Raw genomic sequence first — 12113 nt, 5'->3', positions numbered from 1 at the left:
GGGGGTAGACAAGGAAGAAACGTTATTCAATAATTCCTCCTTGTCCTCCTTGTCCTCCTTGTCTCCCTGCTCCCCTGCTCCCCTGTTCCCCTGCTCCCCTGCTCCCAGTCACCATTCCCTACCTTTCCCAAAACTTGTAATTGAAAGTACTTCCAGGAGCGCGACGGTAACGGCGACCGGCTCTTTTGATTTGCCGTTTGTTGATCCTTTGATTGGTTGGTTCAACTTCAACCTCTTCTGATTCTTCAACTTGTAACTGAGTTCTAGTATCTTCCTTACTTCCCCACCAAGCAGTAATCCAGCCTCCAGCTAAAGCACCTAATCCACCGAGCAAGATACTCATAGGTGCTGGATAGCCTAAATATACAAAACCCAGCATGAAAAATAACCAGTATTTCAGTCCTGCATCAACACCATCAGAGGAGGCGACCGCTGGAGCTTGGGGGCTATTATCAGTTAAATTTGCGATCCAGCTTAAGATGAAACCGCCCATGATTCCTAAGAAGATGCTTAGGGCTGGTGCGGAGCCGGTCATTATTAATATAAATGTTAAAAATGCCCCAAATAATAGTTGAGAAAAGAAGCTGGGAGAAATACTGAATAAGTCGTTCTTTTTGTCTGCCATAAAATAAAAAACTTATTTAACAAATTACTAATGACGCTCGATAGCAATGCCTTAGCGACGTAGGAGCGTCTGACTCGCTAACGTAATTCCTAATTTTCGATTCAATTACGAATTACGAATTACGAATTACAAATTATTTTAATTGTGCCTGTTGTGGTTGAGTTGTATCCCAAATCTTTACATAAGGTTGTTCCTCTTCAGTGAAAGGTTCAGCTTGTTTGATTTGTGAGGCTAATAAATCGGCGGTAGCATCAGCAATATCACCAGTGCGATTGTTCAAACGCTCTTTTAGAACTTCAAGTGGTGCTGTGCATTGGATAATCTGAAAGGGAAGTTGATGTTTTGTAGCTTGTGCGATCGCTTCTTGGCGTAACTGCTGTTTATCATACTTGGCATCTAAAATTACCGAAAAACCTTGTTTAGCCAGGATAATTCCCAATTCTAACAGTCGTGTGTAAGTTTTCTCGATCATCTCTGGTGTATACAAATCATTGCCACCCCGTTCCCACAACGGAATTCCCCCTAGATGTTTCCGCACCGCATCAGAACGCAGGTGAATCGCTCCCTGTTGACGGGCTAAAGACCTTGCTGTGGTACTTTTACCAGAACCCGACAACCCCGACATCAAAATTAGTTGTCCCTGCTTGGGTTTAGTGTATTCCCAAGCTTGTTTGTAATAATCAGTGGCGGTTTTTGTCGCTTCTTCCTTTACCGTCGCGGATACACTCAGATCGTCTAGTAAAAATGATGTCACCTTTGCCCGGACATAAGCCTGACGGCTTAAATACAAGGGCAACACCTGTAAGCCTTCCCAGTCTCCAGTTTGCTCTGTATAGGTATTCAAAAACGCATTACCCAAGTCTTGACGCTGGCCAGCTTCCAAATCCATCACAGTGAACGCCACATCGTACATCACATCAACAAAGCGAAACGACTCATTAAATTCAATGCAATCGAACAACAAGATTTTATCGTGCCATAGAGCAATATTTCTTAGGTGTAAATCCCCATGACATTCACGAATATAACCGTTGTGAATTCTGCTAGCAAATAATTCTGGACGTTCGGCAAAAAATTTATCTGTATATTGCTTGGTTTCTGTAAATTGCGCCTGAGTCTGGGAGCCACCAATATACTTCTCAGTTTGCTGATAATTCTCATCAAAGGCAGCCCGGATATTTGGCACTTCCCCAAAAGTACGAATGTAATCATTCGTCTGTGCTTGGGCATGATATTGAGCAACCACTCGTCCCAACTCATTTAGAAGTGTCTCATTTAACTTACCTTCTTCAAAAAGGATACTTAGTAGCGACTCTTGAGGAAACTGACGCATCTTCAGCGCATATTCTACAGCCTCGCTCGTTCCCTCTAACTGATATTGCTCCCCAACCAAAGTTATGGGCAAAACTTCTAAATATAATTCATCAGCACCGCGCTGATTTAACCGTAACTCTTCCTGACAAAAATGCTGCCGCTTATCTAAGGTAGAAAAGTCCAAAAAGCCAAAATTCACAGGTTTTTTCAGTTTATAGACGTAATCCCCAGTTAACAGCACATAAGAAGCGTGGGTTTGAACTAGTTGAATAGGTTCTGTTACCTTATGAGGATAAAATCCCGGCTGCAACATTTGCTCAATTAAAGCTGGGAGAGTTACTTCTGTCATCTCTTTGCTCTGCGGATTCAAATACAAAAAAACCAGGAGTTTCCCCCTGGCTATCATCAAAAATTATTACACACTTACGTAGCTTCAGAGGTTGTTTCACTCTCTGACTCAGCTTCATCCTCAGCAGCAGCACTGATTTGCGGCTGCGAGACGCTAACTACGACTCGCTCCGGATCGCCAAGAACTGTAACACCTTGAGGCAAGACCAGCTCGTGAACACGCAAGCTGTCTCCGAGTTGCAGGTTAGAGACATCAATTTCAATTATTTCCGGGATGTTTTCTGGCGCACAGGTGACTTGCAATTCAGTGATCACAGTGTCTAAAAAACCACCTTCTTGTTTAACACCAACAGCAGTTCCCACATAACGCAGAGGCACTTCTACAGTGGTGTCACCGTGGCCAGCAACCGCGAAAAAGCTGAGGTGATAAGGCGTACCTTTGGCTGGATGGATCTGAAGTTCCCGCAGCAAGGTTTTACCGCGCCAAGGTGCATCAGCAATATTCAACTCAATCAAGGTGTTGTTGACGGAAGCTCTTTTGAGCAAACGCTCAACAGTTTTAGCTTCAATGGTCAAAGAAATGGATTCTGTACCCTTATGACCATACAAATTGGCAGGTATCAATCCAGCACGGCGCAAAGCTTTTGGCTTGCTGCCTTCTGGACGTTTTTGAGATTCGACTGTAATAGCCATAAAAGTTGTCCTTTGTCAGTTGTCCTTTGTCCTTTGTCCTTTGTCCTTTGTCATTTGTCATTTGCTAATGACCAATGACAAATGACTAATGACTAAATTTACGCACTAAGTAGGGTAGCAGGTGTACCGTCAGGGTGCAATAAAGCGCGTTTGGGGCCGTGGATCGGGTCTTCTACGATTATGGTTTGATCGCGGCTGGCTCCTAATGAGACGATCGCGATCGGAACTTCCATCAATTCGGCTAAGAATTTCAGATAATCCAATGCTGCTTGTGGCAAGTCTTCTAGGGTGCGACAGTGAGTTGTTGACACTTTCCACCCTGGCAAGGTTTTGTAAATGGGACGACATCTAGCAAATTGACGAGAACTGGTGGGGAAGTGTTCGCTACGTTGACCATCTATGTCATAGGCGACACAAACTTTGATTTCCTCTAATTCATCAAGGACATCCAGTTTGGTGAGCGCCATACAATCCATGCCGTTAATCCGCACGGCATAACGACCGATGACTGCATCAAACCAGCCGCAACGCCGTTTGCGTCCGGTGGTTGTGCCAAATTCGGCACCGCGATCGCACAATAATTCTCCCAATTTTCCATCTAATTCGGTGGGAAATGGCCCCTCTCCCACACGAGTTGTATAGGCTTTCGACACCCCAATTACCCGGTCAATCATTGTCGGCCCTACCCCAGTACCAACGCAAGCCCCACCCGCCACTGGGTTAGAGGAGGTAACATAGGGATAAGTTCCATGATCTAAGTCTAGGAGCGTACCTTGTGCGCCTTCAAACAAAATATTGCGCCGTCGCCAAATTGCATCGGATATTTTCAACGATGTATCAACAACGTAAGGCCGCAAGCGTTCTGCATAGCCCAAATATTGCTCGATCACCTCTTGTGGATCTAGAGGCGGCAAGTTGTAAAGCTTTTCTAAAATGACGTTTTTATAATTGATCGTCCATTCCAGCTGCTCGCGCAGTCCATTCGGGTCCATCAAGTCTAAAACCCGAATCCCTGTACGTTCAGATTTGTCAGCATAAGTCGGCCCAATGCCCCGACCTGTTGTGCCGATCTTATGGCTTCCCCGTCGTTCTTCAGATGCCTGGTCAATCAATCGATGATAAGGCATGGTTACGTGGGCTGTCTCAGATATCAGCAGGTGGTCAGTGGAAATATTTAATTCTTTTAGTTGGTCGAGTTCTGCGATCAAAATCTGTGGATCGATCACTGTTCCACAGCCGATAATGCAATCGGTATTTGGATACAAAATCCCAGAGGGAATCAAATGCAGTTTAAAGGTCTGACCTTTAACTACAATCGTGTGTCCAGCATTGACACCCCCTTGGTAACGCACCACAACATCTGCGGAACGGCTGAGTAAGTCAGTTATTTTACCTTTTCCTTCATCGCCCCATTGGGCACCTATGACAATGACGTTAGCCAAGAGCTTAATATTAAGAAGTAAAGTTTCCACAAACTATTATTATTAACATATTGCGTGAATCATGTCAATAATCAAAATATCCCGCCCGGAACTTTAGTTCCGGGCTGATAGTTAAAGGCTTCTTTTAGAGGACTAAACAAGAAATTTAGTTTAGTCCTCTAAAAGAAGCCTTTGGTTATGAGACTTGGAATTTATTCCGAGGCGGGATAGATACACTCACTGCACCAACACTTGTGTGTACACCGTAGCCTTTTAGGAGAGAGAAATAGAAGAGAGGTTTTTCAGATACCGTGAAAAGTCAGGTTGGGGGAGAGGTCAAAAAAGGGCTTGTCGAATTCACGTAATTTTAGATTTGAGAGTTTTGATTAAAAGGCAACGACGGGAATTGCACCCGTATCTCCTGGTGTACTCCAAGGAATTCTACTGTTTGAACTACGTTGCTGGGGCAGAGAACCGAATCGAACGGTTGCCTTCCGCTTTGAACGGCGAACGCTCTACCATTAAGCTACACTGCCAGAAATTACCAATCTATTTCTCTATAATCCTTAAATAATTTAGCAAAAGGTGTTTTACCTTGGTTAATTCCTAGATAAATTGGGTCACAAATGCGTGCAGCCGCATCATTGACATCAAAGGGAGGATAAACACCACGTTCTTGCATGGATTTTGCTTGATGATAGGGATGTTGAAAGCTAATCCATCCAGGGTCTACTGCATTCATAAAAATACGATGTTTGGCGTATTCTTTGGCACAGGTACGGGTCATTTGATTGAGAGCAGCCTTTGCCATATTGGTGTGGGGATGTCGCCAGGGTTTGTCAACATCGTTAAATCGCCCCTCCATTGAAGAAACATTAATAATGTATTTATTAGTTTCTTTGGAGTTGCTCATTAATTGCTTGAGTCTACTGTTAATCACAAATGGAGCGATCGCATTAATTATATGCACTTCCAATAATTCTAAAATACTGACTTCATCATCCTTCATCAGCCAGCTATTAAAAGGACGCAAGTCAAGTTGTTGTCCATCATCGGTATACCCTCCTAAAGGGAAAGCCGAATTATCTACGCTGTCTTCGGGAATTAAAGGGATTTGGGAGAGGAAAGCAGAATTTTCGGTAAATGTGGCTTTTTCTTCTGTATTACCTAATAGTGTTGGATTCTCAGCCTTCACTCCATGATTATGGCTGACTAACACCTGTATTTCTGGCGGTAGTTCCCCGAAAGGTAGTGATTCAAACTCAATTAAATGACGATAAAACGCAGGCGGACGACGTACTGTTTGTGCTGCATTATTGATAATAATGTCGAGTCGCGGATAAAACTTGCAAACGTGTTGGGTAAATTGCTCAACACTGTGGAGATGGCGCAAATCGAGTCCGTAAATTTGCAAACGATGTTGCCATTCTAGAAAATCTGGCTCTGTTGCGTACCTTTTTGCCGCATCATGAGGAAAACGGCTTGTCATTATCACAGTTGCACCATTTCGCAACAGTCTCAATGCTACCCCATGACCAATCTTTACCCTGCCTCCTGTGACAATGGCAATTGTACCCCGTAAATCAGCAGTTTGTTGACGCTTGCTGAAGTTAAGATTTCCACACTCAATACAGAGTCCAGTGTAAAAACTATGACCTTGTAAAAAATTTGTCTTACAGACAATGCAACGTGGTGGTTTGGTCATTAGTCATTTTTGGTATTATTGCCTTGCATACCTGTAGCTCACTGGATTGAAAATGGCTATATCTCATCTAAACTGCATTGCCCATATTACTGTAAAAATGAATTTATATTAAAAACTAGCTGATTTATTTGTAACTATTATGTATAAATCATCATTCCAAAAAATCCAGATATTTACAACTTTAAGAGATTGTATTTTGCTACCCGTGTTATCAAAATCCTTAAAATTTCTCAGTATTTTTTTAATATTTAATCTTAACTGATGAAAGGCATCTGCGGCAGAAAGGGCGATCGCACGATCAAAAAATGGTATCGAGTCCAAAAGCTGAAAGCAATATTCATCTTAGCATTGGCAGTTGTATTTACTAATGCTGTAGTTTCGTATAGTAACACTGTGAAGTTAATTCACAACCAACAATGGCTAACATACTCTTATAAAGTTATTAGCCAAATTGAAAGTATCCAATCTACACTCAAAGATACTGAAACTGCACAACGTAGTTATTTAATTACAGCAGATGCAGATGATTTCCAAACTTATCTTGCAGCTGCTCAACAAATAAATAGCAATATTCATAATTTCAAAAAACTAACTGCTAATAACCGTCAAAAGCAGCAGTGGATTGCTTTGCTAGAGCCGAAAGTTACCAACAGGCTCAACATTTTGCAACAAGAAATTTACCTCAGAAAAAACCAGGGATTAGAAGCAGTTCGGCAGCAAATATTATCTGATAATGACAAACAAATTGGCAAAGAGATTCAACAACTGATTAACGACTCTTTGAAGGCAGAGAAAAATTTATTACAGCAGGAAATGCAGCAGTCACAAGCAAATTCTCAAAAGGCGATAGTGACATTTTTTATCGCTGCGATTGTGGATTTGGTGTTGGTGGCGTTGCTATATGATTTGTTGTGGCGTTATCTCAGGCAACTTCAGCAGACAGAACTGGCCCTACGTCAAAGCGAAAATCGTTTACGCGCCATGATAGATGCAGAACCAGAATGCATCCAGCTAATTGCCAGAGATGGCACCCTTTTGGAAATTAATGCTGAAGGGCTGGCAATGATGGAAGTAGAAAGTGCTGATATCTTGATTGGTAAACCAGTTGATGCCGTAATTGTACCAGAGTATAGAGCCGCCTTTGCCAACTTGCATGAAAGTGTCTGCCAAGGTAATAAGGGGACTTTGGAGTTTGAAATCGTGGGATTTAAAGGCACTCGCCGCTACATAGAAACCCATGCCGTACCGCTACATAACGAATCTGATGGTACGTTCATCCATTTGGCACTGACGCGAGATATAACCCAGCAAAAACAGGCAGAACAGAAAATCCGCGAACAAGGGTTGCTGCTGGATGTATCAACTGACGCGATTCTGGTGCGAAATATCCACAACCAAATCTTGTTTTGGAATCAAGGTGCTGAACGTCTGTATGGCTGGAAGGCTGAGGAAGTTGTGGGTAAGAATGTTTTGCAACTTTTGTATAAAGATTCACCACAGCTAGAAGATGCTTATTTGCAGGTGATGAATACGGGTGAGTGGCGGGGTGAGTTGCATCAACTGACAAAAGAAGGCAAAGTAATTATCGTTGAAAGTCGGTGGACACTGATACCAGATGAGAATGGACAACCCAAATCTATTTTGAGTGCGAATACTGAGATTACGCAACAGAAACAACTAGAAGCTCAACTTCTGCGATCGCAACGTTTGGAGAGTATCGGCACTCTAGCTGGCGGTATCGCTCACGACCTCAACAACATCCTATCGCCAATTTTAATGTCAGTTCAACTATTGCAGAAGAAATTGCCCGATCCGCAGAGTCAGCAAATATTACAAACTTTAGAAAATAATGTCAAACGCGGCGCTAATTTGCTTAAACAAGTGTTATCTTTTGCACGCGGTATTGAAGATAAACGGACAATTGTGGAAATTCAGCCTTTGATGGCAGAGATTGAGCAAATTATCGCTCAAACATTCCCTAAATCCATTATTTGCCAAATAGATATCCCTAAAAATCTCTGGTACGTTCGTGGAGATATAACCCAACTACATCAGGTATTGATAAACTTAGTAATCAATGCCCGCGATGCTATGCCCAATGGCGGTATTCTTCGGATTGCGGCGGAAAATCTGGTGATTGGCGAACATTCTACCCAGATAAATATTGATGCGAAAGTTGGTTCTTATATTGCGATCGTGGTGACGGATACTGGTATGGGGATGTCGTCAGAAGTCCAGCAAAGAATTTTTGAACCATTTTTCACTACCAAAGAGGTAGGCAAAGGTACAGGTTTAGGACTTTCTACGGCATTGGGTATTATTAAGAATTACGGTGGTTTTGTCAATGTTTTCAGTCAATTAGGCAGAGGTACTCAATTTACAGTGTACTTGCCTGCCTCAACATTCAAAGACACACATTCGCTGTCTCAACAATTGGAATCAGATAAAAAACTTTTTACTTAAAGTTTTGATAAAGTCAGCGTTTAATTACGTAATTGAATTGATTTGGTCCAACTTAGTTGGTATGATAGCTTCAGTTGAAAACACCAAATTGTATAAAAGCATACGCAATCAATACTGTTGAATAATTCATAAGTTTAAACGCTCAGATCGAAACTGTTTAAGCATTATTTAAGCTGTTTCACACTTTTTAAATCATATATGGTCGTGTTGGCTGTTGAGTGTTAACTCTTGACTGTCAACTGTCAGCAGTCAATAAAACTCACTCCTTCACTATGCAATAAATATGTGTTTTAGCTTACCAAAAATGAGAAAGTAATTTTTTCCTTACTTATGGGCTGTTAAAAATGATGAAATGTTAGAAAATATCAAGAGATAATTTATGTTAGAAAGAAAGTTTTTTCAAAAACCATTAATGGTTATTCTGGGGTTAGCATTAGTTACTGTTTCTACCGCTCAACCCTCTAAAGCTGCTACCTTGACTTATCAGGGAGATACAACAAACGAACCGATTTGGCGGCGTGTAGCACCAGGGAATCCTCCCACTCTTATCAGTGGTGAAAAAGATGGGAATTTGGGAATGAGTGTACCTTACAGTGTATTCGATTTTACGGTCGAGCAATCGGGTTTATATAATATCAGTGGTGAATCTGAACCTACGCCACCTGCAAATAGAAAATGGGATATTTTCTTAGCTTTATATCAGGATAGTTTCAATCCTACTGAACAATTAACCAATGTTCTTATAGCAAGTACTACTACTAATGGTAGTACTGTTACTTTCAACCGAGAATTCCTTACAGGACAGAAATATTTTTTAGTTACTACCGGTCGTCGAGTGAATGATTTTGGCCAGTTTAGCAACACAATAAGTGGTTTGGGTCAAATTACACCAATTCCTGAATCAGATTCAATATCTGCTATGTTAGTCACGGGTGGTATAACTTTACTACTGTATAAGCGAAAAGTAGGTTTAAGAATACAGCATTTAACTCATTTTGGCGACTGAGGTATATATTCTTTCTTAATAAAGTTATTTTTTTACAAACTATTTGGAACAATAGTAGTAATTATTACAATTCTTACAACTGAATGAGATTAGGTTTAGTGGGAATCTTGATTGAGCTATTTATTTGTCAGCCGATCATAAAACTAAAATGAGTGTTTTCTTCTCAGATGAGGCGATCGCTAGGTTAATTCAGGAAGATGTTCCCTACTTAGATTTGACAACCTACGGACTTGGCATTGGCAAGCAACCTGGTGAAATCGAGTTTTCTACCCGTCATCCAATGACCATTTGTGCTATTGAAGAAGCAGCCAGAGTATTAAAATATTGTGGTGCTGAAGTTCATTATCAAGTCGAAAGTGGTACAGTCTGCCAAGAGAAGCAATTAATTCTTCAAGCTAGTGGCACTGCTCAAGCTTTGCACAGTGGTTGGAGAGTTGCTTTAAATTTGATGGAATATGCTTCCGGTATTGCTTCGCGTACAAGAGTATTAGTAGATACTGCTAAAACAGTAAATCAGTCAGTTTCTATTGTGACTACTCGTAAATGTTTTCCAGGTACTAGAGCGCTTTCCATCAAAGCAGTTCTAGCTGGCGGAGGATTTTTTCATCGCTTAGGATTATCTGAAACAGTTCTGATCTTTAACCAACACCTGATATTCCTGGGAGGTATAGGTGGGTTAATTGAGCGTATGACTGAACTGCGACGACAGTTTCCAGAACAACATATTTGCGTTGAAGTAGATACACCAAAAGATGCTTGGATGGCTGCTCAAGCAGGTGTAGATTTAATTCAGTTTGATAAAATTTCTCTACCAGACCTTGAGCCTCTAGTTTTGAAGTTGAAGCAGCAGTACCCAAACTTAAAACTAGCAGCTGCTGGTGGTATTACCTCTGAAAATATTAAGGATTATGCTAGTACTGGTGTAGATATTTTAGTGACAAGTTCACCGTACTTTGGTAAACCATGCGATATTGCAGTCAGAATGACGATGGCACAGTAGTGCATTTTGATATTTAGTTTGATACTTAAGATTGCAGTTGTTAAAACGCAGGAGTTGAGCCAGAAAGAACAGTGCTTAGGCAAGACTTAGAACGGCAGTAAATGGACGTTTTGCGAAGCTCTTAAGCAGTTGATGAAATAGAGCGATATGGCCATCTATCGCTCTATTCACTGCACCATGAATTGTAGCATTTATTTGGTTTATTGGTTGTATACACGGAGTAGTCTAGTTGCTCTATGGTTTTGCTTCAACTATAGTGTCGGGACAACTACAACCCTTCCCCATAACTCGGACAGTTTTCCAATTTACAGGTGAGTCTCACTTATAAAAAGTTTATTAGCTTGATAGTTACCTACTTATAAGGCAAATAACGACGGCTTCGTTTATTTACAACATTAAGCTGAACTATTTTAAAAAGAAATAAAAATTAATTTTGTTGGTGTTTGATTACTATATTAGTTGGTATTTTACTCAATAAGTTGGTATTATCTTCATTAGATTGCACAGATATACTTATCCATTTGGAAAAACGCAAATCTAACAAGAGGTTTGCGGCTAACTTTGGCGTTAGGATTTATTAGTTTTTAATAACTCATATTAAAAACTAGCTATTTAGTAGCGTTTGGTAAGGAGTTGAAAGTTTAACGATAGAACCGTTTTTATTTTTATCTAACAGAATTTATTGTCAAATTGCTCAATTTTGGCGATAACGATACTAATTTTTGGTAAGCAAACAGCTTTGAGCAAAACAATCTAGTTTTTTCAATATTCAATAGTAAACGGAGAAATGTTTTATGCGTTTTACCCGCCAGATACCCATTGCGTCTTTAATGCTATCGATACTGGTTTTATGGCAGCCTACTTTAGCCGACTCCAGGAGCGATCTTCCTTGGAGTCGAGAAGAAAAAACACCTTCTGTCTGGGATAAAAATAAGTGTCTTGGAGGTTCTTCGCAAAGTTTTCGCTTGGGTGGAGAACTCAAGAATCCAGCCACTTATAACTTGCAAAAACTGCGAAATTTACAAGATGCTTTAAAAAAACAAAATCCAGCATTAGTTACTGAAATCACTGTGAGCTTTCAAACCGGCTCAGGGCCACGAACAGAAACATACTATGGAGTTCCTCTATGGGAATTGATTAATAATCCGAAAGCCGGAGGTGGTCTAAAACCTGGGAATTCTGGGGTGAATAGTAAAAACTCTTTTCTGAGGCAATATGTTCTAGTTGACGCCACAGATTGCTATGGTGCAGTCGTAGCTATTGGTGAAATTCAACCTAATTTTGAAGGGAAAACAGTGCTAGTTGCATTTGAAAAAAAAGGTAGTGATGGTAAAGTAGTGCCTTTAACAGACGAAGGATTTGCTCGTTTAGTAGTTCCAGGTGACAAAGCTGGAGGTCGTTACGTTAGTAATGTGAGAAATATTGTCATATTATCTGCTCCTCCTTCTCCTTTGAAACCAAAATATTTCTGATATACAGACTAAGGTTGTCAATCTCAATAATATCAGCAATAACTTCTGGAGAGATTTGTAAATCTC

9 protein-coding genes and 1 tRNA gene are annotated in these 12113 nt (G+C 40.8%); 4 read left to right on the top strand and 6 right to left on the bottom strand.

The window, feature by feature from the left end; all coding sequences use genetic code 11:
• Positions 1-118: 118 nt before the first annotated feature.
• The 6 genes from NSTCB13_RS05420 to NSTCB13_RS05395 form a co-directional block, all read right to left on the bottom strand.
• Positions 119-625, bottom strand: a complete 507-nt coding sequence (locus NSTCB13_RS05420; protein ID WP_448271623.1) for a hypothetical protein — start codon at positions 623-625, stop codon at positions 119-121.
• A 133-nt stretch (positions 626-758) separates the two neighbouring features.
• Positions 759-2288, bottom strand: a complete 1530-nt coding sequence (locus tag NSTCB13_RS05415; RefSeq protein WP_448271622.1) for a bifunctional aminoglycoside phosphotransferase/ATP-binding protein — start codon at positions 2286-2288, stop codon at positions 759-761.
• 74 nt (positions 2289-2362) lie between these two features.
• Positions 2363-2980 (bottom strand): 50S ribosomal protein L25/general stress protein Ctc, encoded by a 618-nt coding sequence (locus NSTCB13_RS05410; RefSeq protein WP_445628659.1) that lies wholly within the window; start codon positions 2978-2980, stop codon positions 2363-2365.
• A 98-nt stretch (positions 2981-3078) separates the two neighbouring features.
• Complete coding sequence (locus NSTCB13_RS05405; protein WP_448273124.1) at positions 3079-4422, bottom strand: adenylosuccinate synthase; 1344 nt, start codon at positions 4420-4422, stop codon at positions 3079-3081.
• A gap of 443 nt (positions 4423-4865) precedes the next feature.
• Positions 4866-4937: transfer RNA gene (locus NSTCB13_RS05400), tRNA-OTHER, on the bottom strand.
• Between the two features lie 5 nt (positions 4938-4942).
• Complete coding sequence (locus NSTCB13_RS05395; RefSeq protein WP_448271621.1) at positions 4943-6106, bottom strand: SDR family NAD(P)-dependent oxidoreductase; 1164 nt, start codon at positions 6104-6106, stop codon at positions 4943-4945.
• Between the two features lie 261 nt (positions 6107-6367).
• On the opposite strand from NSTCB13_RS05395, the gene NSTCB13_RS05390 reads away from it, so the two are divergent.
• The 4 genes from NSTCB13_RS05390 to NSTCB13_RS05375 all read left to right on the top strand — a co-directional run bounded on the left by NSTCB13_RS05390 (position 6368) and on the right by NSTCB13_RS05375 (position 12047).
• Positions 6368-8569, top strand: coding sequence for a PAS domain S-box protein (locus tag NSTCB13_RS05390; protein ID WP_448271620.1), 2202 nt, complete (start codon positions 6368-6370; stop codon positions 8567-8569).
• Between the two features lie 379 nt (positions 8570-8948).
• On the top strand, positions 8949-9575 hold the full coding sequence (locus NSTCB13_RS05385; protein WP_448271619.1) for a PEP-CTERM sorting domain-containing protein: 627 nt from the start codon (positions 8949-8951) through the stop codon (positions 9573-9575).
• Between the two features lie 148 nt (positions 9576-9723).
• On the top strand, positions 9724-10575 hold the full coding sequence (modD, locus tag NSTCB13_RS05380) for a ModD protein (RefSeq protein ID WP_448271618.1): 852 nt from the start codon (positions 9724-9726) through the stop codon (positions 10573-10575).
• A 794-nt stretch (positions 10576-11369) separates the two neighbouring features.
• The gene (locus NSTCB13_RS05375; RefSeq protein ID WP_448271617.1) at positions 11370-12047 is read left to right on the top strand and encodes a hypothetical protein; all 678 of its coding nucleotides are present in this window, start codon (positions 11370-11372) and stop codon (positions 12045-12047) included.
• The last annotated feature ends 66 nt before the right edge of the window (positions 12048-12113 follow it).

This window comes from Nostoc sp. DSM 114160 (genome assembly GCF_053470305.1).
The sequence above is the reverse complement of the archived record's forward strand: the minus strand, read 5'-3'. Positions and strand labels throughout refer to the sequence as shown.